The sequence below is a fragment of the Grimontia hollisae CIP 101886 genome (genome assembly GCF_000176515.1).
Lineage (GTDB): Bacteria > Pseudomonadota > Gammaproteobacteria > Enterobacterales > Vibrionaceae > Enterovibrio > Enterovibrio hollisae.
In genome coordinates, this window is the sequence record NZ_ADAQ01000011.1 from 293,611 (window position 1) to 317,248 (window position 23,638).

The window sequence follows — 23,638 nt, forward strand, 5'->3', positions numbered from 1 at the left end:
AAAATCTCAAATAAAAGCAAGATGAACACTGTTTCATCATTGTGCATACGATTTGCGCGTCATTTCTCGGCTTCCATGTGAGGCTTATCACTCAATCTATTGCTATTCACTCACAGTAGTGATTGAGATTTGCTCAGCCACAGGCTCCCCCTGCCAGTAAAGCTGACTGGCGACTTTTCCTGCCAACGCATGGTAAACCAAGGCATGTTCACTTTCCGGTTTTGCCACAACGGTCGGCGCGCCTGCATCAATGTCTTCCCGGATGCTGATATGAAGCGGCACTTGTGCCAACAAAGACAGTTTATGGTCTTGTGCCATCTTCACCGCCCCGCCCTGACCGAATATTGCTTCATGGTGTCCACACTGACTACAAATGTGGTAGCTCATGTTTTCCACCACCCCAAGCACCGGCACAGCAACTTTCTCGAACATCGCAACCCCTTTAATCGCATCTGCCAGAGCCAGATCCTGAGGGGTTGTCACCACCACTGCGGCCGTCACCGGAAACTGTTGGGCAAGACTCAGCTGGATATCTCCTGTGCCCGGTGGCATATCAATCACCAGATAATCCAAATCCGGCCAATGGGTTTCATTCACCAGCTGGGCAAACGCTTTAGACGCCATAGGGCCACGCCATACCATGGCATTTTCATCCGGTACCAGATACCCAATGGAGTTACTGAAAAGACCATGCGCTTCCACCGGCTCCATCGTTTTACCATCAAGGGTTGTGGGCTGTTTGCCTTTGGTTCCGAGCATAATTGGCAGTGACGGGCCATAGATATCAGCATCCAAAAGGCCCACCTTTGCGCCCAAAGCATGCAGTGCCAGTGCCAGATTGACAGAGGTCGTTGATTTCCCCACCCCCCCTTTGGCTGAGCTCACAACAAGGATGTTTTTCACCCCTTTAATCAGCGGCTTGTCTCCCACTTTCAACGGTGATATCCGCTGATTTATTACCATAGTGGGAATAGCCTCACCGGCCGTTTTTTGCGATTCTATCCATCCGGTCAAGCTTTTAATCACATCACCTGCAGCGAATGGAAACGTCACGGTCACTTCGCCAGTTTTCGATTGGCTGACTATCCCCGGCCTGCTCGCCCAGCCATCAATGAGGGAAGGATGTACAAACTGATTAAGGAAAGTGATAACGGTACTGAGATCGGGTTGAGTATCTTTATTGCGGCCAAAAAACATAGGGGAGCTCTCCTCAATGAATACCCCTCTAGCCTAATGAAAATTTAGGTATTTCACACCCTTTTGCATGTGGGGATATTCCAAATATTGCAAGGTTCTCATTTGAGCAGGTTTTCGCAAGGCATGAGGCGCATCACACCCTATGCTTTCCAAGCGGTATCAGGTAAGATTTGCGGCATTCATCCGATTCAATTGTCAAAAGCGAACTATCAACATTATGGCTGCAAACCAACGTAAAATTCTGGTTACCTGTGCCCTGCCTTATGCGAATGGCTCTATCCATCTGGGTCATATGCTCGAGCATATTCAGGCAGACGTATGGGTGCGTTACCAGCGCCTGCGTGGCAACACTGTCAACTTCATTTGTGCAGACGACGCGCATGGCACACCTATCATGCTGAAAGCCCAGCAACTGGGTATCGAACCTGAAGCCATGATCGCGGACATGCAAAAAGAGCATGAAGCAGACTTCGCGGGCTTTGACATCAGCTTTGACAACTATCACAGCACTCACAGTGACGAAAACCGTGAGCTGGCGTCCTACATCTACACCCAGCTGAAGAACAACGGCTACATCAACAGCCGCACCATTTCCCAGTTGTTCGACCCAGAAAAAGAAATGTTCCTGCCAGACCGCTTCGTGAAAGGCACCTGCCCGAAATGTAAGTCTGAAGACCAGTACGGCGACAACTGCGACAACTGTGGCGAAACTTACAGCCCAACTGACCTGATCAATCCAAAATCAGCAGTTAGCGGTGCAACGCCTGTGATGAAAGACTCTGTCCACTTCTTCTTCGACCTGCCACAGTTTGGTGACATGCTGAAAGCCTGGACCAAATCCGGCGCGCTGCAAGAAGAAATGGCGAACAAGATGAACGAATGGTTCGAGTCTGGTCTGCAGCAATGGGACATCTCCCGTGATGCACCATACTTCGGCTTCGAAATTCCGGGTGAGCCAGGCAAATACTTCTACGTATGGCTGGACGCACCTATCGGATACATGGGCTCGTTCAAGAACTTCTGTAACAAAAACGGCAATGTGGACTTTGACGAGTACTGGAAGAAAGACAGTGACGCAGAGCTTTACCACTTTATCGGTAAAGACATCGTGTACTTCCACAGCCTGTTCTGGCCTGCGATGCTGGAAGGTGCCGGCTTCCGCAAACCAACCAACGTTTTCGTCCATGGTTATGTGACAGTGAACGGCGCGAAAATGTCGAAATCCAAAGGGACTTTCATTAAGGCGAGCACTTACCTGAAGCACCTGGATCCAGAATGCCTGCGTTACTATTACGCGGCGAAGCTGAATAACCGCATCGACGACCTTGACCTGAACCTGGAAGACTTTGTCCAGCGTGTAAACTCAGACATCGTCAACAAAGTGGTTAACCTGGCGTCCCGCAACGCAGGTTTCATTAACAAACGTTTCGACGGCATGCTGTCTGCAGAATGTGCTGAACCGGCGCTGTACGAAGAGTTTGCAGCGGCAGCAGAGCGCATCGGCGATCTGTATGAGAAACGCGAATTCAGCCGTGCTATCCGTGAAATCATGGCGCTGGCTGACAAAGCAAACCAATATGTGGACGAAAAAGCACCGTGGGTTGTGGCGAAAGAAGAAGGCAAAGACGCCGAACTTCAGGCTATCTGCACCATGGGTATCAACCTGTTCCGCGTGTTGATGACGTATCTGAAGCCTGTCATGCCTGAGCTGGCAGCACGCTCAGAGGCATTCCTGAATGAAACCCTGACTTGGGAAGGCATTGCAACACCACTGACTGCCCATAAAGTTGAAGCCTTTAAAGCGCTGTTCAGCCGTATCGATCCGAAGAAGGTTGAAGAAATGGTTGAAGCCTCTAAAGAAGATGCGGCAGCCGAGAAAGCGGCAACAGAAAAAGCCAAGGGCCCACTGGCTGATGAACCGATTGCTGATGAAATTGACTTTGCTGACTTTGCAAAAGTTGACTTACGCATTGCCAAAATCATCTCCTGTGAGTCGGTGCCAAAAGCTGACAAACTGCTGAAATTCCAGCTGGATATTGGTGGCGAAACCCGTCAGGTATTCTCAGGTATCAAGTCGGCGTACAACCCTGAAGATCTGATTGGTAAGTACACTGTGGTCGTTGCCAACCTGAAGCCACGCAAGATGAAATTCGGCATGTCTGAAGGCATGATCCTGGCAGCAGGTCCGGGTGGCAAAGATCTGTGGCTACTGGAGCCACACGAAGGCGCACAAGCTGGTATGCGCGTGATGTAAAGCGCAACCATCCATGCGAAAGGAGCCCTTGATGGCTCCTTTTTTATGCGCTAATAGCATTTTTTGCAGATATCCATCACACTTTTTGCACCACAATGGTGAAGTTATGCATCATCGCAGCTCATAAAATCCAGTGTTAAATTCTATCTCTCTGTTTTTAATGAACTTATAAGTTGGCACATGCACTGCACGACGTGTTCAGACACTCAGGAAAGAGGAACACATTATGGCACTGCTCTCCATGATCACCCCAAACTGGCTGATCCGTATGTCCAAGGGGCTTTCCAGCACCAAGGACTCACGTCGTGAACATTACTGCGCCCAAATCAACGATCTGCGCGCCTTGCTCTGGATGCTGCATGATCACAACACCCGCTACGTACGGTGCCCACAATCTCCACAAGCCAGCACAGCCCGCGAAGAAATCAGGGTGTTTTGTGGCGAATTGCTGAAAGGATGTCACCACTCACAGCGCCCGTTGTTCCGTGTACTCCAATCCCGTATGGAGCAAGTACTTTCTTCATTGCCAAATCAATCCAAACCTGGCTGGTATGCCATTCATCACAGGGCATCCGATCATCTTATCTATATCATTGATGAAGTGACGCGATCTTATCTATCGGAAAATACCCTCGATGCATCTTATGACGAATATCAGGCGTTTTGGCAAACCTGGATTGATACCAAAGAAGCCCAGCTACGTTTTGAGCAAGCCGTCATGCGCTTAATGGAAGGGAAAACCGCATCCTGGCAATCAGTAAACCTGCAAAGCCGCATTCTCCAAAAACGCATGCATCAGGTGTCTTTGATGTCCAGTGGCGAAGCAACCCTGGCTTTTGACCGCGTGGACAACCGTTTCGATTCTGTTATTCGAGCGGTCGAGGAAGAAATTCCAGCCTCTTCACTGCTCAAGATCAGTCAGGATCTCAGTGTGATCCTTCTCCACCTGTTTGATCGCGAGTTGATATTGCGCACCACAGAAACGCAGCCGGCTCTATCGACATCACAACCGGAAGCAGTAAAGGCGCTACCGATGAAAACTGGATAGTCGGCACTTATCTAAAATGTCCTCACCTCGGCAATACGATACTGATGAGGTAACAAGAGTAAAAAAGGTCAGCAAGCTGACCTTTTTTATATCTGTCGGTTAGGCTATCAGCCAACACGCCGGAATTGCGCCACCAACTGCTTTTGCGTTGTCAATGCACCAACCAGGCTCTCCGCTTCCTCTACCGTTTCTTTAGCAATATTAAGAGACTGACAGGAAAGCTCGGAAATGGACTGAATACTGCCGTTCATTTCATTGGATACTGCAGCCTGCTCTTCTACTGCCGTCGCCACCTGATGGTTTCTGTCATTAATATCAGACACAAGCTCTTGAGAGCGTCGCAATGCATCACCTGCCTTTTCTGCGCTGGATACACACTCTTCTGAGAGTGTGGTTCCACGAGCCATCGCATTAACTGCTCGCTCTGTGCCATTTTGGATTAGAGAAATAACGTCCTGGATCTCAGAAGTAGATTCCTGAGTACGTTGTGCCAACGCACGGACTTCATCGGCAACAACCGCAAAGCCACGTCCCTGCTCACCAGCACGCGCGGCCTCTATTGCGGCATTCAGTGCCAACAAGTTGGTTTGCTCAGCTATGCCTTGAATAACATCAGACACAGATCCTATGCGTTTACCGTGCTCTTCGAGCTCAGCAATGACATTGGATGCATCACTGAGCTGTTTTGCGAGACTCTGTATGGCATCGACAGTTTGTCCCACCGTTTCCATTCCGGCCAGTGTTGCGTCCTGCGCCTGGACAGCAGCATCTGACGCGCTTTGCGTGTTTCCAGACATCTCCTTTGCTGTGGCTGACATTTCGTTGATCGCCGCAGCAATTTGTTCGGTTTCCGCATTTTGGTTTTCAATATTGCCTGCAGTGCGTTCACCGTTATCTTTCGCATTACTGGCTGCATTGAGTACCTGATCACTGCTGTCGAGAATACGTCCTACTACCGCGTTAATCTCGGCCGCGCTCATTTTCAACGCCAGCTCAATTTCGGAAATGTCATCAACCGCACCATTGTAAAGGTATTCCATCAATGGGTTGTCATAGACTTTCCTCGCAGCCTGAGTAACACGTTCAAGCCTGCGTGTGAGCATGAACATCGCAACCACTGAGAGCACAAATTGCACCGTGATAGCAGCGACAAAACCCGAAAAAAAGCCCGCAATCCCCGCACCAACGGCGCCCAGTGCCAGCCATATCGCCGCACGTTGCCACATGCGCGTTCGGGGCATTTTTAGAGCCAGAGGCTTCTTTCCTGCGAGTAATTGTGGGTACACATGTTCAGCACGCTTCACAGCTTGGCGGTCAGGCGTGGTGCGAACCGACTGGAACTCAACAATCTTTCCATTTTGTTTAATTGGTGAGGCAAAAGCATTTACCCAATAGTAATCGCCATCTTTGGTTCTATTTTTTACCAGCCCCATCCAATTTTTGCCGGCTTTAATAAAAGTCCACATATTTTCAAACGCCGCAGGCGGCATGCTTGGGTGACGAACCAAGTTGTGTGGCTGGCTAACAATCTCGTCAAGTGTGTAGCCGGCAACCTCACAAAAATCCTTGCTGGCATATTTCACGATACCACGTGTATCTGTTGTGGAAAGCAAATTATAGTCAGCAGGAAACTTTATCTCTTTATCCGTAACAGGCTGATTGACTCGCATTCGATACTACCCTTATTAATTGCGACATTTTCTAATAAGTAATAGTAGACGATTAAAACGGAATAAAATAAAAAGGCCGTTAACCTAAAACCACGCATTATTTAACAACGCATTAACAATCTGATTTGTATCGTTGTGTTGTCCTATCTTGCGAATGCAAAATAGCCAGTCGACATAGGTGTATTAAATGAAAAAACCGGTCACTGAGGACCGGTTTTATGTAAGCAGAGTGTATTAACCAATGTGGGTTAAACCGCCCATATATGGACGCAGTACTTCCGGCACTTCGATACGGCCATCTGCCAACTGGTAGTTTTCCAAAATAGCGACCATGGTACGGCCTACAGCCAGACCAGAACCGTTCAGGGTGTGTAGCAGTTCAGGTTTCTTCTCGCCTTTACGACGGAAACGCGCCTGCATGCGGCGTGCCTGGAAGTCGGTCATGTTTGAGCATGAAGAGATTTCGCGGTAAGTTCCCTGTGCTGGCACCCAGACTTCCAAATCGTATGTTTTCGCGGAGCCAAAGCCCATGTCACCGGTACACAGGATCACCTTGCGGTATGGCAGCTTCAACAGTTGCAATACTTTCTCGGCATGACCGGTCAGTTCTTCCAGCGCTGCCATAGAATCTTCAGGTTTCACGATTTGAACCAGTTCAACTTTATCGAACTGGTGCATACGGATCAAACCACGGGTGTCACGGCCATAAGAACCGGCTTCTGAACGGAAGCACGGCGTGTGCGCCGTCATGCGAATAGGCAGATCAGCCTCTTCTACAATGGTGTCGCGCACCATATTGGTCAATGGTACTTCCGCCGTTGGGATCAAAGACATCCCCACGCCTTCTTCGGTAGCAGGTTTGGTGTGGAACAAATCTTCACCAAACTTAGGCAACTGGCCAGTACCGAACAGGCTGTCTGCGTTCACCAGATAAGGCACATACATCTCTGTATAGCCATGTTCTGTGGTGTGCAAATCCAGCATAAACTGGGCAATTGCACGGTGTAAGCGCGCCATCTGGCCTTTCATTACGATAAAGCGCGAACCTGACAGTTTCACCGCACTCGCAAAGTCCAAGCCACCGGTCAGCTCACCCAGATCAACATGGTCTTTCACTTCAAAATCGTACGTTTTAGGCTCACCCCAAACGGAGATTTCAACGTTCTCTGTCTCATCCTTGCCAACAGGCACCGAATCATCAGCAATGTTTGGCACACCCATGATGATACTGTTCAACTGTTCCTGAAGCTCGGCCAGTTCCGCTTTTGCTTTATCCAGTTCATCACCCAGGTTTTCTACTGCTGCCAGCAGTGGCTGGATATCTTCACCTTTTGCCTTCGCCTGGCCAATGGATTTGGATCGCGCATTACGTTCAGCTTGTAACTCCTCGGTGCGTACTTGCAGCGATTTACGCTTTTCTTCCAGATTACGGAGAGTGTCAACGTCAAGCTTGAAGCCACGACGTGCCAGTTTTTCAGCTGTTGCGTCCAGCTCGGTACGAAGTAGTTTTGAATCCAGCATGTTAATCCTGTGAATCGTTAAACAGTGCCTTAAATGAAGTTGACGCTGCCACGCACTATTACGGCAACGTCAAATTGAAAGGATTTTCTTCCCGTAGTGAATGACTTTTATCACCACATATATTGGATAAAACAATACCCAAATTGCCCTATATTTCCTAGCGTTTTCGAGGGCTATTTGCATTCAATTGCTCAAGAAACGCCAGCTTTTCGGCAATTTTGATTTCCATACCACGGTTGACTGGATGGTAATAGCGCGTGCCTTTCATCTCTTGAGGGAAATAGCTTTCGCCAGCCGCATAAGCATTGGGCTCATCATGGGCGTATCGATAGCCATCACCATAGCCCATTTCTTTCATCAGGTTTGTTGGTGCATTACGAAGATGGTTGGGCACCTCATAATCTGGATGCATCTTGGCATCAGAAAGCGCGGCTTTCCACGCAGTGTAAACCGCATTGCTCTTCGCGGCACAGGCCATGTAAACCGCGGCCTGTGCAATAGCTCGCTCCCCTTCAGCCGGTCCTACCCGGGTATAGCAATCCCAAGCGTTAATGGCGATTTCCATCGCCCTTGGGTCGGCGTTGCCAATGTCTTCTGAGGCAATTGCAAGCAGCCGACGCGCCACATAAAGCGGATCGCCGCCCGCGGTGATAATCCGTGCGTACCAATACAGTGCGGCATCGGGATCAGACCCGCGTACCGATTTATGGAACGCAGAAATCAGGTCATACCAAAGATCGCCTTTGTTATCGAAACGGGCAATCTTCTCCCCGGCCACTTCAGCCAGAAGTGCCAATGTAATCAGTTTTTTGCCGTCGCTATCAGGCTCTGCCATGTCAGATAACAACTCAAGGTAGTTGAGTGTCATCCGCGCATCGCCCGACGTGAAACTGGCCAGCTGATCTTTGACACCTTCGTCAAAGACGAGGTTCTCATTTCCCAGCCCCCGTTCCCTGTCAGACAGCGCCTGTTCGATAACGTCAAGGATATCTTCCCTGTCGAGGGACTTGAGCTTGTAGACACGGGCACGGGAGAGCAATGCATTGTTCAGCTCGAATGAAGGGTTTTCTGTGGTCGCACCAATAAACGTAATCGTGCCATCTTCGATGTGCGGCAGAAACGCATCCTGCTGGCTTTTATTAAAGCGGTGCACCTCATCGACGAAAAGCACAGTACGCCGACCTACCATCTGGTTCTCTTTGGCTTTGTCAATCGCCAGGCGGATATCTTTCACCCCGGAGGTCACCGCTGAAACACGTTCGATTTCAGCATTCGCGTAACCCGCGGCGACTTCAGCCAGTGTGGTTTTTCCCGTGCCCGGTGGCCCCCAGAGTATCATGGAGTGTAACTGGCCACTTTCCAGTGCGCGGCGAAGCGGTTTACCCTCAGCAAGCAGATGCTTCTGCCCGATATACTCTTTCAGGTTAGTTGGCCGCATGCGCGCGGCAAGGGGACGAAAATCGTCCGCAAAATCCAGACTGAAGTTACTCAAATCGGCTATCTCAATTTACTGGCGCTGATCATCCAGCTCGACACCATCAGGAATGGTAAAGGTAAAGGTCGATGCAGCTGGCAACACATTCTGCACATTTTCCAGCTCGAACCGACTTTGCTGCCCATCCTGCTCAACAACAGCAAATTCGGTGATCTTGCCATCCGGTTTCACACTGACAACAAATTCGCCATGGTTTGACGCTTCCTTGGGAGACAAGGTGAACGTATCCCCTTCCTGCTTCACGTTGTAGTTGTTCCAGTCATCCGGATTGTTACGGGTAAGCAGGACAAACGGCGTTTGCGAGGTGGCATCATCCAGCCACATGGCGGTCACTTGCTCAATGAACGGGCTGTAATACCAGAGGGTTTTGCCGTCTGAAATCAGGTAGTTTTCATCTGGTGTCACCGTTTCCCAGTTGAACAGATTCGGGCGTTTTACTGCAAGTTTACCCTCCCCTTCGCTGATCACATCACCGTCAGGGCTGGTAACGGTCTGCTCGAAACTCGCCGTAAAGCTGTTGAGCTTCGACAGTCGGGTATTCAGCTCTTGTTGGGGGTTCGCAAATACTGCCGGTGCAACCAGCAGCAGTGACAACAACATCTTTTTCATTCTTATTCCAATCAATCTCTCGATGGTGGTGGCGGAGCCAGCACTTCCCGGTTCGAATTATGTCCCGGAGGGCTCACGATTCCCTGGGCTTCCAACTGCTCGACAATACGTGCCGCACGGTTATAGCCAATCTTGAAGCGGCGTTGTACGCCTGAGACCGATGCACGGCGTGATTCCGTCACAAACTCAACCACCTGATCAAACAGCTGGTCCAGCTCGTCGCCGTCACCGCCTTCAGCAGCTTCACCCGGCAACAGGCCATCACTACCCTGATCACCACTGGTGATTTCTGAAATGTACTGTGGCTTGCCACGCGCCTTCCAGTTGCTGACAACACGGTGCACTTCATCATCGTTTACAAAAGCACCATGCACACGGGCTGGATGGTTGGAACCGTTTGGCATAAACAGCATGTCCCCCATACCCAACAGGGATTCTGCACCGCCCTGATCCAGGATGGTCCGGGAGTCAGTCTTGGTTGATACGGTAAACGCCATACGCGTTGGAATGTTAGCCTTGATAAGACCGGTAATGACATCCACCGAGGGGCGCTGCGTCGCCAACACCAGGTGAATACCTGCTGCACGCGCTTTTTGGGCCAGGCGGGCAATAAGTTCTTCTACTTTCTTACCCACCACCATCATCAGGTCAGCAAATTCATCGACAATCACCACGATGTACGGCAGCTTTTCCAGCACCGGCGCAGTTTCATCCATGCTGTCACCCGGTTTCCAAAGCGGATCAGGGATTGGATGGTTTGCTTCCGCCGCTTCACGGATTTTATCGTTATAACCGGCAATATTACGCACGCCCAGCGCTGACATCAGTTTGTAGCGACGTTCCATTTCCGCCACGCTCCAGCGAAGGGCGTTGGCGGCATCTTTCATATCGGTGACCACTTCGGTCAACAAATGTGGGATACCTTCATAAACAGAAAGTTCCAGCATTTTCGGGTCAATCATGATGAAGCGGACATCTTCCGGCCCTGCTTTATAAAGCATACTGACGATCATCACGTTCACACCGACCGACTTACCGGAACCCGTTGTACCGGCCACCAGCAAGTGCGGCGCTTTGGCAAGATCTGTCACAATAGCTTCGCCGGCGATGTCTTTACCCAGCACCACAGAGAGCGGGGATTTTGAGGACTGGAAGCGCTCGCTGGCGATCACTTCAGACATAAACACGGTTTCACGGCTGGCGTTTGGCAGCTCAAGACCGATATAAGGTTTACCCGGAATCACATCCACCACGCGGACAGCACTGGTGGAAAGTGAACGGGCGATGTCTTTGGACAGACCCATGATACGGCTGACTTTCACACCTGGCGCCAGTTCCAGTTCAAAGCGGGTGATCACAGGCCCAGGGAAAATCCCTTTCACCGTCACCTTAATTTTGTATTCTTCAAGGCGTGTTTCAATCAGGCGCGCCTGATATTGCAGCTCTTCATCCGATGCCCGGGTTGCCGTATTGCGTGGCGGATCCAGCAAATCGATGGTTGGCAAGGGTTCTGTTGGTTTCGGCAGGTTGGGTTCGTCTTTGACGAGAAACGGATGGACTGCCCCCGCAGCATTTTTCTGCGCCTCACGGATGGTTTCCATAAACGGATCTTCATCGGGGATCACCGATTCAGCCTGAGCACGATCCAGTTCAGACAGGCCATCAGTATTGCCTATTGCAATGCTTTCCCGCGGATCTGACGCCTCCACCTCAACCGCATCGATATCCACTAACGGTGCGTCTTCCCATGGTGACAAGTCAATATCCCCGTCGGTATCATCATCCTCAGAAGTGACAGATTCAGATTGTTCCCCACCCCGCCCAGTCGAAACAAGGTGCGTCTCATCCCTTTCCAGCATGTCTTCACGTAACGAGTTGACAAAAACAGGCGTTGGATCAGGTGCAATATCCGGTTCATTGAAAGGCTCAAGAGACATCATCGGCTCTTTACGCTCTGTCGGTTGTGCCACGTGAATAATCGGTGGCACCGGTTGAACCGGATGATCATTCTCAGCACCAACACGCTGCACTTTATTCAACAGAGACACATCGGCCAGTTCCCGTTTTTCTATGGCAGGTTTGGTGAATAATGGATCGTTGTCATCAATACTCTCTTCAAGATCTGATGTATCGACAGTAGAACCAATCATCTGCGGCTGGTCACCACGAATGCGGTTAACCAGCCAAGTTGTCGCTGTGAGTGTCTTCTCCCCAAGCGTATCAACGATGGTCAGCCAGGAGATACCAGTAAACAGGGTGAACCCCGCCGCCCACAAGAACATCAGCACCAGTGTGGTACCGAGCAGGTTGAACAGTGGCATCGACAGCTCAGTCAGCACATCGCCAACCACGCCACCAGAAGAAAAGAACCAGAAGTCGTCAAAGTTAAGATCCGCCAGCCCGCAGCTGGTCAGCAACAGCAGCACAACGCCAAGAATCTTGGTGGCAAGAATCGTGTAATTGAGTGGATCAGACTCGGTACGACGACGGAAAAATACCCAGCCGCCAAGCAGCAATAAAAATGGCAGAGGGTAGGCAAGTGTCCCTAACGTAAAAAACAGGGTGTCAGCGACCCATGCGCCGGCATTGCCTGCCGCATTTCGTACTGGACCATCCCAAGCAGTTTGAGACCATGAAGGATCGGAAGAATCATAACTGAGCAGAGAAACAAGGATAAACACAGCAGACAAGAGCGCAAGGATCAGTGCGCTCTCTTTCAAACGTTGCACGCCGTCAAGTCGACGTGAGGTGTCTGTCTGTTTCTGCTCCTGACGCAAAAAGAACTCCATTATCACCTATCTTTACTAACGTTAAGCCGTGAAATCGTTGTAGCAGTTTTGTTCTTTTATGTTATTACGCGAGTCATCTGGCGAAAAACGCGTCGATTTCAGGCAACTACTGGGTTAATACCCATGCTTTTGCAAAAGTGTACACCAAACAAAAAAACAAACCGAGCAGCAAGCTGCTCGGTTTGCACAATATAACACTTATCAGCACGCTCTTTGTCCGGGAGCTGTGAGCATGTTAACGCGTTTTGATCACCAGATGGTTAGTCTGTTTCACCTCTTCCATCACCACATAGGTGCGGGTGTCGTTCACCCCAGGCAGACGCAACAAGGTCTCGCCCAGCAGCTTACGATACGCAGACATATCTGATACACGGGTTTTCAACAAATAGTCGAAATCTCCCGACACAAGATGACACTCCTGGATATCTTCGAGCTGTTGAACCGCCTTGTTAAACTGTTCAAACACATCCGGCGCTCCCCGGTTCAGAGTAATTTCCACGAATACCAGCAGTGACGCATCAAGAAACTGAGGATTCAAAAGTGCTGTATACCCGGAGATATACCCTTGTCGCTCAAGACGACGAACACGCTCAAGACATGGGGTTGGCGACAATCCTACACGCTTCGACAACTCAACGTTTGACACGCGGCCATCTTTTTGAAGTTCGTTAAGGATATTTCTGTCAATACGGTCCAATTCCTTGGAGGGTTTCTTTTTGGCTTCAACCATTTTTTATTCCACCTTTTTACTTCCTTGCAACGTTAAATGCCATCATTCCTAACATGTTTTATATATTTAGCATCAAATCCGGTTTTTAGCGAACTATACTAGCTTTAAACACAACAATACAACAGAACAACAGCCAATAACTCTACAAAGAAGTGAGGAATCAGGATGATCATTGGTGTACCTAAAGAAATCAAGAACCACGAGTATCGTGTAGGTATGGTCCCTGCAAGCGTTCGCGAGCTGATATCCCATGGCCACACAGTTCATGTCCAATCGCAGGCAGGCGCGGGCATCGGCTTCAGCGATGATGATTACATCAAGGCTGGTGCATCAATTCTTTCAACGGCAGAAGACGTTTTCGCTGCTGCTGAAATGATTGTCAAAGTTAAAGAGCCACAGGCTGTTGAACGTGCCATGCTTCGCGAAGGACAAATTTTGTTTACTTATTTGCACCTTGCACCAGATTTTTCACAGACACAAGACCTTATCAAGAGCAAAGCTATCTGTATAGCCTATGAAACCGTAACAGATTCTAAGGGCAGATTGCCACTTTTGGCCCCCATGTCGGAAGTGGCAGGACGAATGTCCATCCAGGCAGGCGCACAAGCGCTGGAAAAATCACGCGGTGGCGCAGGCATGCTGTTAGGAGGCGTACCCGGGGTTGAACCAGCGAAAATCGTGGTGTTGGGCGGTGGTGTTGTCGGGTCGAATGCTGCCCGGATAGCCGTGGGCATACGTGCAGAGGTCACAATATTAGATCGTAACATCGACACCCTTCGAGCATTAGACGAAGAGTTTCAGGGTCGCGCAAAAGTCTTATATTCGACAGAAGAAATTCTTGAAAAACACGTTCTCGCCGCAGATTTAGTCATCGGAGCAGTGCTAATCCCCGGTGCTGCCGCACCCAAACTGGTTAACGCAGACCACATCAAACGCATGAAGTCGGGTTCGGCCGTTGTTGATGTGGCTATCGACCAAGGAGGGTGTTTCGAAACATCTAAAGTAACCACCCACGCTGATCCTACCTATATCGTGGATGACGTCGTCCACTACTGCGTGGCGAACATGCCCGGCGCTGTCGCCCGCACCTCGACGTTTGCACTGAATAACGCCACATTACCTTACATTGTAAAACTGGCTGATCTCGGCTATCGGGAGGCGTTGTTATCCGATCCCAACCTGATGAATGGTCTGAATGTGATTGATGGTAAGGTGACGATAAAAGAAGTCGCAGAAGCGTTCGGGCTGGAATATGTTGACCCAAGAATAACACTGGCCTAATTCCCTTATAAGAAACGGGTAATAGCAGATAACATTTTTCGCTACAGGGCACCGCATGGCGCCCTTTCTTTAGCGCTACATTTTCCCTACAATCTCTTCCATTGCATAACACTAAGTCCACCCGGAGAAATAATGAGCAACGTAAAGCACGCAAGCCTTCTAATCTTAGGTTCTGGCCCTGCTGGTTACACTGCTGCGGTATATGCGGCGCGTGCTAACCTGAAGCCTGTTATGGTGACAGGTATGCAACAGGGCGGTCAGCTAACGACCACGACAGAGGTTGAGAACTGGCCGGGTGATGCTGAAGGTCTGACTGGCCCGGCGCTGATGGAGCGTATGAAAGAACACGCTGAAAAATTTGACACTGAAATCATTTTCGACCACATCAACGAAACCGATCTGACCCAACGTCCTTTCCGCCTGAAAGGCGACAATGGCGAGTACACCTGTGACGCGCTGATCATCGCAACCGGCGCATCGGCACAATATCTGGGCATGGAATCAGAAGAAAACTTCAAAGGTCGTGGCGTTTCAGCCTGTGCGACTTGCGACGGTTTCTTCTACCGCAACCAGAAAGTGGCGGTTATCGGTGGTGGTAACACCGCCGTTGAAGAAGCACTTTATCTGTCCAATATCGCTTCTGAAGTACACCTGATTCACCGTCGCGACACGTTCCGTGCAGAAAAAATTCTGGTTAACCGCCTGATGGACAAAGTTGAGAGCGGCAATATCATTCTGCATACTGACCGTGTTCTCGATGAAGTGCTGGGTGATGACATGGGTGTCACAGGTGTTCGTATTAAAGATACCCAATCAGACGCAACTGAAGAGCTGGATGTAATGGGGGTGTTTGTCGCCATTGGTCATAAGCCGAACACCGATATTTTTGAAGGCCAACTAGAGATGAACAACGGCTACATTAAAGTGCAGTCCGGCCTTGAAGGCAACGCAACACAAACCAGTATTGAAGGCGTCTTTGCAGCAGGCGACGTGATGGACCACATCTATCGTCAGGCAATCACCTCCGCAGGTACAGGTTGTATGGCGGCATTGGATGCCGAACGCTACCTGGATGCGCTTGAGAAAAAACAGTAATCCATCTTTATCAGGCCCACTTTTGGTTGGGCCTGTATTTTTGTCATATCAGCCTTCCAGATCCGATACGAACCAAGGAAAGCAACCACGCCTGACTGTATCGAAAATATAACAATACCTATGAAGTACTATGGATAAAAAGAAACAGCGCTCGCTCGCCCAATGGCTCAAGGGGCAAAGCAAGCTAGGAAAAATCTGGCTAATGACAGCCATTGGACTGGCGTTTTTATCCGGCCTTTTTTTGGTCGCTCAGGCCGCTTTGCTCGCTAACATCCTTCATCAATTGATCATCGATAATGCCGACAAATCTGACCTCTGGTTGTCTTTTGTTGCACTTGGCATTGTTGTCTGTATCCGTGCACTGTGCAGTTGGGGGAAAGAGCAGGCAGGTTACCGTGCCGGGGAAGCCGTCCGTTTACACATTCGCCGGCTGATCCTCGATAAACTTCATACACTTGGCCCTGCTACTATTCAGGGGAAACCAGCGGGTACCTGGGCAAGTCTGGTGCTTGAACAAGTGGAAGAGATGCAGGATTTCTTCGCCCGTTATCTGCCACAGATGGCAATTGCAGTATTAATTCCCTTTATTATCCTGATTGCTGTTTTTCCTCTTAACTGGGCTGCCGGCCTGATCTTTCTTGTCACTGCCCCACTGGTGCCCTTCTTTATGGCCTTGGTGGGCATGGGCGCCGCAGATGCGAACCGCCGCAACTTCAAAGCACTGCAACGCCTGTCAGGCCACTTTTATGACCGCCTCCGTGGCCTGTCTACAATCCGTTTGTTTGATCAGGCTGACGCAGAAAGCAATCTCCTTCGCGTCGCGTCCGATGATTTCAGAAAGCGCACCATGGAAGTGCTGCGTCTGGCATTTCTCTCTTCTGCCGTGCTGGAATTCTTTACTGCGCTCTCCATTGCTGTGACGGCGGTCTACTTTGGTTTCAGCTACATTGGAGAGCTGAACTTCGGCCACTATGGTATCGGAATTTCTCTGTTTATCGGCCTGTTTGTACTGGTACTGGCACCCGAGTTTTATCAGCCCCTGCGTGACCTGGGTACGTTTTACCATGCCAAAGCACAGGCTATTGGCGCCGCTGAATCAATCGTGAATTTTCTGGAATCAGCCCCAGAACATCAGGCATCAGGTGACGTTAAGATTTCAGGCGATGCCATCTCAATCAGCGCCGATAATTTGGAAGTACTCAGTCCTGATGGCGTCGTACTGGCCGGTCCTATCAGCTTTACGATCCAATCTGGACAGAAAGTTGCCTTGGTGGGGCAAAGTGGCGCGGGTAAAACCAGCCTTATCAACGCGATTCTCGGCTTTCTCCCTTACCGTGGCAGTCTCACCATCAATGGCGTAGAACTGAATACTGCCGATCTGGCGTACTGGCGTAAACAGATCAGTTGGGTAGGCCAGAATCCGCAACTTTTTCATGGCACCATCAAAGACAATATTTGCCTGGCTGTTCCCATGGCAACGGACGAACAAATCCAGCGCGTCGCGAAGGCAGCATACGCTGACGAGTTCATCCAGCGTCTGGAAAAAGGCATGGAACATTCCGTAGGTGATCGCGCGGCTGGCCTCTCTGTCGGTCAGGCGCAGCGTATTGCTGTTGCCCGTGCGCTACTTCAGGATGGGCGCTTTTGGTTGCTTGATGAACCAACCGCCAGTCTGGACGCCGCCAGTGAACGCTTAGTGATGGAAAGCCTTGAGCGGGCAACCAGAGACACCACGACCTTGCTGGTCAGCCACCGTATCGACCAGTTGGGCAGCTGTGACAATATTTTGGTGATGCAAAAAGGCAAGCTGGTACAACAGGGCACTTTTGAGGCACTGAAACATGAAGGGGTCTTCGCAGAGATGATCCAGGCAGTAGACAGGAGCGATCTCGATGCGTGATTTGATCCCCTTTCTTAAACTTTATAAGAAACATTGGTTTGGCCTGTCACTGGGCATGCTGCTTTCGTTTGCCACCCTAGCGGCTGCGATTGGCCTCCTGACACTTTCTGGGTGGTTTATTGCCGCATCAGCTGTCGCTGGCCTGCTCGCCACTCAGAACTTTAACTACATGCTTCCTGCAGCCGGTGTCCGAGGGTTTTCAATTGCACGTACCGCAGGTCGTTGGGGTGAGCGTGTCGTCAGTCACAACGCTACCTTCAAGCTTTTGGCAGACTTGCGTATTTTCTTCTTTAACCAACTGACACCGCTGATTCCGGGTAGAGTGGGCAACCTTCGCGATGCCGACATCCTGAACCGGCTTGTGGCTGATGTTGATGCCATGGACCACGTCTATCTGCGTCTGGTCAGCCCACTGATTGTCGGCGTGCTGGGTATTTTGTGTATCAGCGGGTTCCTGTATTGGTTTGATCCGGTACTGGGCCTGACATTGGGTGTCATTCTGCTATCCCTGATATTAGTGCTGCCTGTGGTGTTTTACCGCTTGGGTAAGCCACATGGTGCAGAAATCACTAAAGCAAAATCAGAACTGCGTGTCTCTCTGCTCGACTGGTTACAAGGACATGCCGAACTGCAAATCTTTGGCGCCGCAGACCGTTACCGGGAACATACAGAAGAAGCAGAACAACGCTTGTTGGGCGCACAACGTCAAATGGCGGGCATTACTGGTTTGGCTAACGGCGTGCTGTTAGCAGCCAACGGGCTGACCCTGGTATTTATGCTCTGGATAGCGGCTGATGGTGTCGGTGGTGAGTTGCCCAATCCGTATGTGGCAATGGTCGCGTTTGCTACGATGGCTAGCTTTGAGCTGATGATGCCGGTTGCCGGTGCATTCCAGTACCTGAGCCAAACCATCACGTCCGCGAAACGTTTGAACGAGATTATCGAAGCCAAACCGGAAACCCCGTTTGACCCATTGGGCTATAGCAACACCGCCAAAGGTGACATCCGTTTCGATAATGTCAGTTTTTCTTACGCTGGCGCGGAAAAAGCGGCGGTCAACGAGGTTTCCCTGAATATCAAGGCTGGGGAAAAGGTCGCCCTGCTGGGTCGTACAGGATGTGGTAAATCAACCCTGTTACAGTTGATCACCCGCTCCTGGGATCCGCAATCTGGCTCAATCAGTATTGACGGTGTTGCACTGGATACCTGGCGCGAGTCTGCGTTGCGACGCTCGATTGCCGTTGTCAGCCAGCGTGTTGATGTGTTTAACGGTACGCTGCGCCATAACCTGACCATGGCCAAACCCACCGCAACCGATGGAGAACTGACCTCGACCATCGAACAGGTTGGCCTCTCAGCACTGCTGGAAGGACCGGGGCTGGATACCTGGCTGGGTGACGGTGGTCGCCAGCTTTCAGGAGGCGAGCGTCGCCGTCTGGGCATCGCCCGTGCCCTGCTTCGGGATGCGCCAATCCTGCTGTTGGATGAACCCACAGAAGGATTGGATGTTCAGACTGAACAGCAAATTCTTTCACTGTTGTTGAACCATGCAAAAGGCAAAACGGTGCTGTTTATTACTCACCGTTTGGTCGGGCTGACAAAAATGGATAAGGTCTGCCTGATGGACGAAGGCCAGATCATCGAACAAGGATCGCATAACACACTGAAAGCGGCGAACGGGCGATACAGCCAGCTGCTTCAACGCATTCAGTAGGCCATTTATCTATACCTTCATAACCAGAAGTTGATGAACTTCTGGTTATGTGGCTATAAAAGGAACATTGCTCCCTTTTTCACGTTAATGATTGAGACATGACAATTTACCTTCCGCCATTGGATGACAACAACCCCGAACGCTTTCCTCCTGTTTCATCAGCCTTGGATGAGCCAGATGGCCTGCTGGCGATTGGTGGCGATCTTTCCCCGGAACGTCTGCGTGCCGCGTATTCCCGAGGCATCTTTCCCTGGTTTGGTGTTGATGAGCCTTTACTCTGGTGGTCACCGGCTGAGCGTGCTGTCATTGACCCATCGACATTCGTTCCCGCCCGCAGCCTGAAGAAGTTTGTCCGAAAGCAAGGCTACAGGGTCTCGGTCAATCAGGCATTTGAACAGGTTATCCAGCATTGCGCACTGATCCGTGGTGAACACCAGGTCTGGATCACGCCGGAAATGCGCGATGCTTACACCCGGCTCCACCGGTTAGGTTCAGCCCACAGTGTGGAGGTATGGCAAGAAGGTGAGCTGATAGGCGGCTTGTACGGTGTGAACGTCGGAACCCTTTTCTGCGGCGAATCCATGTTCTCTCTGAAAACCAACGCCTCAAAAACCGCGCTATGGTATTTCTGTGAGCACTTCAAACGCGGAGGCGGCCAGATGATTGACTGCCAGATGATGACTGATCACCTTGCATCTCTTGGAGCAAAATCGATGCCAAGGGACACCTTTGTCCAACTTGTTGAGGACATGAAAAATCAGGTGACGGATGCATCCCTGTTCCGTTCACAATGGATTGATATCACCCATGACTAACCAGACGATAAATATTGGGGTGATGGCACCGTCTTCCTGCAGTTATCTTCCAGACCAGCAAGAGTCTGTGGCGTTGGTGTTAACTCCGGAAATGCATACAGTGAGCGGATACAGCCTTCTGGTAAAAAGTGGCTTCCGACGTAGTGGTAACCATATCTACCGTCCCTATTGCCAAGCCTGTACCGCCTGTCACTCACTTCGCGTGGACACCTACAACTTTACCCCTTCCAGAAGCCAAAAACGCCACCTAAGCCAACTCAAACGATTGAACGTGGTGATGAAAGACACAATGGACAGTGGTTGGTTTTCTCTGTATGAGCGCTATATCACAGCCCGCCATGCCAATGGTTCTATGTATCCGGCAAATGAAAACGACTTCTCCTCTTTTGTACAAAGTGACTGGCAAACGTCTCAATACCTGCACCTTTACGAAGAGGGGGAACTTATTGCTATTGCCGTTACCGATGTGCTTGAGAATGGCTACAGCGCCATCTACAGTTTTTTCGAACCGGATCATAGTTGGTCACTCGGCTCACTGTGTGTCCTGGCACAAATACAAAAAGCCCGTGAAAACAACATTTCCTGGCTCTATCTCGGCTTTCAAATCGATGCCTGTAGCACCATGAATTACAAACAGAAATTCGTCCCTCACCAAAGGTATATCGCAGGCGAATGGGTAGAAGACGACAAATATCGGCGTTGAGCAACGGGTCGTATACAAACCTGCTACTGCCCTCAATTTAGTTGCCTATTGAAACGGAAATACGTGCAAAGCATAACCTTTCACCGATTTTTACTGGTCAGTACGGCAGCAAAGGGGTAAAATTCGCCCCCTAATCTTTACAGACTCAATCAATCAAGGCATTATCTGCCGGTCAAAATTTGGCTGATCGGTAGCCCAAGAGGATTAAATGGCAAAAGAAGACGTAATTGAATTGCAAGGTGTTGTCCTGGACACCCTGCCAAACACCATGTTCCGCGTAGAGCTTGAGAACGGTCACGTAGTTACAGCTCACATCTCAGGTAAGATGCGCAAAAACTACATCCGTATCCTAACCGGTGACAAAGTTACCGTTGAGATGACACCTTACGATTTGTCGAAAGGTCGTATCATCTTCCGCGCGCGCTAATCCTCACGTCTCGCGAAACACAAAAAACCCGGCGATTGCCGGGTTTTTGTCGTTTTGCTGATCCGGGTGCAAAACCCCCGGATACAGAGTTATTACGCAGGTTCCATTTCATCGCTGAAACTGAAAGTCAGTTTGTCGTTTTTTACACCGACTTTGACCGTTCCACCATTGACCAGACATCCAAACAACAGCTCGTTTGCCAGGTTCTTTTTAACGTGCTCCTGCATCACCCTCGCCATTGGTCGGGCTCCCATGGACTTGTCATAGCCCTTCTCTGACAGCCAAAGTTTCGCTTTATCAGTCACCTCAAGCGATACACCACGCGCATCAAGCTGCGCTTGCAGTTCGACAATAAACTTATCAACAACCTGTAGGATGATGCTCTTGTCGAGGTGATTGAACCAGATAATATTATCCAGACGGTTACGGAATTCCGGCGAGAACACTTTCTTGATTTCCGACATCGCATCATGGCTATGATCCTGCTGGATCAGGCCAATCGACTTACGAACGGTTTCGGTCACACCCGCATTAGTCGTCATCACCAAGATGACATTACGGAAATCGGCTTTACGGCCATTATTGTCTGTCAACGTACCGTTATCCATCACTTGCAACAGCAGGTTAAAGACATCCGGATGCGCTTTCTCAATCTCATCCAGTAACACTACACAATGGGGGTGCTTGATCACCGCATCCGTCAACAGACCGCCCTGATCATAACCAACGTAACCCGGAGGGGCACCAATCAAACGGCTCACCGTGTGGCGTTCCATGTATTCGGACATGTCAAAGCGTTGCAGCTCTATCCCCAAAGCACGGGCTAATTGCACCGTCACCTCGGTTTTACCCACGCCCGTTGGACCGGCAAACAGGAATGAACCCACAGGCTTGTTTTCTGCCCCTAACCCTGCGCGACTGAGCTTGATCGCTTCACACAATGCACTGATGGCGTCATCCTGCCCAAACACCAGCATTTTCAGTTTCTGTTCAAGTGATTGCAGCACATCGCGATCTGTCGAAGACACGGACTTTTCAGGGATACGCGCCATCTTGGCGATCATGGCTTCAATATCACCCACGCCAACCGTTTTCTTACGCTTACTGGCTGGTGCAAGGCGACAACGCGCGCCTGCTTCATCAATGACATCAATGGCCTTGTCAGGCAAGTGTCGCTCGTTAATGTATTTTGCCGACAATTCCACCGCAGCACGAATCGCCTTATTGGTGTAACGAACTTCGTGGTGCGCTTCATATTTGGGTTTCAGTCCCATCAGGATCTTGGTGGTGTCATCCAGCGACGGTTCAACCACATCAATTTTCTGGAAGCGACGTGCCAAGGCACGCTCTTTTTCGAAAATGCTACTGTACTCCTGATAGGTGGTTGATCCAATACAGCGAATCTTACCGCTTGATAATAAAGGCTTAATCAGATTTGCCGCATCAACCTGACCACCGGACGCTGCCCCTGCACCAATAATGGTGTGAATTTCATCGATGAACAACACGGCATGATCTTCTTTTTCCAACTGCTTCAGGATGCCCTTGAAGCGTTTTTCAAAATCACCGCGATACTTGGTACCGGCAAGCAGTGAACCGATATCCAGTGAATAAATCACGCAGTCCTGAATAATGTCAGGCACTTGTCCCTCAACAATACGCCATGCCAGTCCCTCAGCAATGGCTGTTTTACCTACGCCGGCTTCACCCACCAGCAGCGGATTATTTTTCCGACGACGGCACAGCACTTGAATCGTGCGTTCCAGTTCTTTTTCACGTCCAATAAGCGGGTCTATACCACCGACACGTGCCAATTGGTTAAGGTTGGTCGCAAAATTCTCAAGGCGCTCTTCCCCACCCTCAACGGCTGCTTCATCTGAAGACAGATCGGAACCAGGCAGTTCTTCATCACTGACAGAGGATTTGGTCGTACCATGTGAAATGTAGTTAACCACATCCAACCGGCTGATGTCGTTCTTTTTGAGAAGGTACGCCGCATGGGACTCCTGCTCGCTGAAAATGGCCACCAGGACATTTGCACCGCTTACTTCACTGCGGCCAGAGGACTGAACGTGAAACACAGCACGCTGGAGCACACGCTGGAAGCTCAGGGTCGGCTGAGTCTCTCGATTGTCATCGTCGACGGGAATAAGCGGTGTGGTTTGTTCAATGAATGCTTCCAGCTCTTTGCGCAGAGCATCAAGATCGGCGCGGCAAGCGAGTAACGCTTCCCTGGCTGCCACGTTTTCCAGAAGCGCCAATAGCAGATGTTCAACTGTCATGAACTCATGACGTTTTTCACGTGCTCTTGCAAATGCCCCGTTAAGGCTTGCTTCGAGTTCTTTATTTAGCATAAGGCACCTCCCTCAAATACCACATTATGGTGCGCC

Annotated in this window: 17 protein-coding genes; 9 read left to right on the forward strand and 8 right to left on the reverse strand. The window is 50.2% G+C overall.

Translation table 11 applies throughout. The features are described 5' to 3' along the window. Nucleotides 1–102 precede the first annotated feature (102 nt). Nucleotides 103–1,197: an iron-sulfur cluster carrier protein ApbC gene (gene apbC, locus VHA_RS07645; protein WP_005503316.1), complete on the reverse strand. Its 1,095-nt coding sequence runs from the start codon at nucleotides 1,195–1,197 to the stop codon at nucleotides 103–105. Nucleotides 1,198–1,414: 217 nt separating this feature from the next. Here apbC and metG point away from each other — a divergent pair, with 217 nt between their 5' ends. Together metG and VHA_RS07655 are read left to right on the forward strand one after the other, a co-directional pair. Continuing rightward, entirely contained in the window at nucleotides 1,415–3,451 is a 2,037-nt protein-coding gene (metG, locus tag VHA_RS07650) for a methionine--tRNA ligase (protein ID WP_005503317.1), read from the forward strand. A 226-nt stretch (nucleotides 3,452–3,677) separates the two neighbouring features. Further along, entirely contained in the window at nucleotides 3,678–4,499 is an 822-nt protein-coding gene (locus tag VHA_RS07655) for a hypothetical protein (RefSeq protein ID WP_005503318.1), read from the forward strand. 107 nt (nucleotides 4,500–4,606) lie between these two features. Here VHA_RS07655 and VHA_RS07660 read toward each other — a convergent pair whose 3' ends face one another. From VHA_RS07660 to lrp, 6 genes are all read right to left on the reverse strand, one after another. After that, entirely contained in the window at nucleotides 4,607–6,169 is a 1,563-nt protein-coding gene (locus tag VHA_RS07660) for a methyl-accepting chemotaxis protein (protein ID WP_040528469.1), read from the reverse strand. Between the two features lie 234 nt (nucleotides 6,170–6,403). Then, a complete protein-coding gene (gene serS / locus VHA_RS07665) occupies nucleotides 6,404–7,690 on the reverse strand; it encodes a serine--tRNA ligase (RefSeq protein ID WP_005503320.1) in 1,287 nt (428 codons plus the stop codon). Nucleotides 7,691–7,847: 157 nt separating this feature from the next. Continuing rightward, entirely contained in the window at nucleotides 7,848–9,182 is a 1,335-nt protein-coding gene (locus VHA_RS07670) for a replication-associated recombination protein A (RefSeq protein WP_005503321.1), read from the reverse strand. Nucleotides 9,183–9,197: 15 nt separating this feature from the next. After that, nucleotides 9,198–9,794 carry an outer membrane lipoprotein periplasmic chaperone LolA gene (gene lolA / locus VHA_RS07675; RefSeq protein ID WP_005503322.1) on the reverse strand — a complete coding sequence of 199 codons (597 nt, stop codon included), beginning with the start codon at nucleotides 9,792–9,794 and terminating at the stop codon, nucleotides 9,198–9,200. A gap of 11 nt (nucleotides 9,795–9,805) precedes the next feature. Next, the gene (locus VHA_RS07680; RefSeq protein ID WP_005503324.1) at nucleotides 9,806–12,583 is read right to left on the reverse strand and encodes a DNA translocase FtsK; all 2,778 of its coding nucleotides are present in this window, start codon (nucleotides 12,581–12,583) and stop codon (nucleotides 9,806–9,808) included. Between the two features lie 235 nt (nucleotides 12,584–12,818). Continuing rightward, nucleotides 12,819–13,313, reverse strand: coding sequence for a leucine-responsive transcriptional regulator Lrp (gene lrp / locus VHA_RS07685; RefSeq protein WP_040528471.1), 495 nt, complete (start codon nucleotides 13,311–13,313; stop codon nucleotides 12,819–12,821). A 165-nt stretch (nucleotides 13,314–13,478) separates the two neighbouring features. Here lrp and ald point away from each other — a divergent pair, with 165 nt between their 5' ends. The 7 genes from ald to infA all read left to right on the forward strand — a co-directional run bounded on the left by ald (nucleotide 13,479) and on the right by infA (nucleotide 21,248). Continuing rightward, complete coding sequence (gene ald / locus VHA_RS07690) at nucleotides 13,479–14,594, forward strand: alanine dehydrogenase (protein WP_005503326.1); 1,116 nt, start codon at nucleotides 13,479–13,481, stop codon at nucleotides 14,592–14,594. Nucleotides 14,595–14,726: 132 nt separating this feature from the next. Then, on the forward strand, nucleotides 14,727–15,689 hold the full coding sequence (gene trxB, locus VHA_RS07695) for a thioredoxin-disulfide reductase (protein WP_005503328.1): 963 nt from the start codon (nucleotides 14,727–14,729) through the stop codon (nucleotides 15,687–15,689). A 130-nt stretch (nucleotides 15,690–15,819) separates the two neighbouring features. Next, nucleotides 15,820–17,589: a heme ABC transporter permease/ATP-binding protein CydD gene (cydD, locus tag VHA_RS07700; protein ID WP_005503329.1), complete on the forward strand. Its 1,770-nt coding sequence runs from the start codon at nucleotides 15,820–15,822 to the stop codon at nucleotides 17,587–17,589. After that, nucleotides 17,582–19,303, forward strand: a complete 1,722-nt coding sequence (gene cydC / locus VHA_RS07705) for a heme ABC transporter ATP-binding protein/permease CydC (RefSeq protein WP_005503330.1) — start codon at nucleotides 17,582–17,584, stop codon at nucleotides 19,301–19,303. The genes cydD and cydC overlap by 8 nt, the downstream gene beginning before the upstream one ends. A gap of 98 nt (nucleotides 19,304–19,401) precedes the next feature. Continuing rightward, entirely contained in the window at nucleotides 19,402–20,118 is a 717-nt protein-coding gene (gene aat / locus VHA_RS07710) for a leucyl/phenylalanyl-tRNA--protein transferase (protein WP_005503331.1), read from the forward strand. Further along, on the forward strand, nucleotides 20,111–20,821 hold the full coding sequence (locus VHA_RS07715; protein ID WP_005503332.1) for an arginyltransferase: 711 nt from the start codon (nucleotides 20,111–20,113) through the stop codon (nucleotides 20,819–20,821). Before aat ends, VHA_RS07715 begins: the two co-directional genes overlap by 8 nt. A gap of 208 nt (nucleotides 20,822–21,029) precedes the next feature. Further along, nucleotides 21,030–21,248, forward strand: coding sequence for a translation initiation factor IF-1 (gene infA / locus VHA_RS07720; protein WP_005503333.1), 219 nt, complete (start codon nucleotides 21,030–21,032; stop codon nucleotides 21,246–21,248). Nucleotides 21,249–21,340: 92 nt separating this feature from the next. On the opposite strand, the gene clpA is transcribed toward infA, so the two are convergent. Then, nucleotides 21,341–23,602, reverse strand: coding sequence for an ATP-dependent Clp protease ATP-binding subunit ClpA (gene clpA / locus VHA_RS07725; protein WP_005503334.1), 2,262 nt, complete (start codon nucleotides 23,600–23,602; stop codon nucleotides 21,341–21,343). Nucleotides 23,603–23,638: the final 36 nt, after the last annotated feature.

What these genes read in the sequence shown, in the direction of transcription:
- apbC (WP_005503316.1), bottom strand. Translation starts at nt 1,197, where the DNA reads ATGTTTTTTGGCCGCAATAAAGATACTCAACCCGATCTCAGTACCGTT.
- metG (WP_005503317.1), top strand. Translation starts at nt 1,415, where the DNA reads ATGGCTGCAAACCAACGTAAAATTCTGGTTACCTGTGCCCTGCCTTAT.
- VHA_RS07655 (WP_005503318.1), top strand. Translation starts at nt 3,678, where the DNA reads ATGGCACTGCTCTCCATGATCACCCCAAACTGGCTGATCCGTATGTCC.
- VHA_RS07660 (WP_040528469.1), bottom strand. Translation starts at nt 6,169, where the DNA reads ATGCGAGTCAATCAGCCTGTTACGGATAAAGAGATAAAGTTTCCTGCT.
- serS (WP_005503320.1), bottom strand. Translation starts at nt 7,690, where the DNA reads ATGCTGGATTCAAAACTACTTCGTACCGAGCTGGACGCAACAGCTGAA.
- lolA (WP_005503322.1), bottom strand. Translation starts at nt 9,794, where the DNA reads ATGAAAAAGATGTTGTTGTCACTGCTGCTGGTTGCACCGGCAGTATTT.
- VHA_RS07680 (WP_005503324.1), bottom strand. Translation starts at nt 12,583, where the DNA reads ATGGAGTTCTTTTTGCGTCAGGAGCAGAAACAGACAGACACCTCACGT.
- lrp (WP_040528471.1), bottom strand. Translation starts at nt 13,313, where the DNA reads ATGGTTGAAGCCAAAAAGAAACCCTCCAAGGAATTGGACCGTATTGAC.
- ald (WP_005503326.1), top strand. Translation starts at nt 13,479, where the DNA reads ATGATCATTGGTGTACCTAAAGAAATCAAGAACCACGAGTATCGTGTA.
- trxB (WP_005503328.1), top strand. Translation starts at nt 14,727, where the DNA reads ATGAGCAACGTAAAGCACGCAAGCCTTCTAATCTTAGGTTCTGGCCCT.
- cydD (WP_005503329.1), top strand. Translation starts at nt 15,820, where the DNA reads ATGGATAAAAAGAAACAGCGCTCGCTCGCCCAATGGCTCAAGGGGCAA.
- cydC (WP_005503330.1), top strand. Translation starts at nt 17,582, where the DNA reads ATGCGTGATTTGATCCCCTTTCTTAAACTTTATAAGAAACATTGGTTT.
- aat (WP_005503331.1), top strand. Translation starts at nt 19,402, where the DNA reads ATGACAATTTACCTTCCGCCATTGGATGACAACAACCCCGAACGCTTT.
- VHA_RS07715 (WP_005503332.1), top strand. Translation starts at nt 20,111, where the DNA reads ATGACTAACCAGACGATAAATATTGGGGTGATGGCACCGTCTTCCTGC.
- infA (WP_005503333.1), top strand. Translation starts at nt 21,030, where the DNA reads ATGGCAAAAGAAGACGTAATTGAATTGCAAGGTGTTGTCCTGGACACC.
- clpA (WP_005503334.1), bottom strand. Translation starts at nt 23,602, where the DNA reads ATGCTAAATAAAGAACTCGAAGCAAGCCTTAACGGGGCATTTGCAAGA.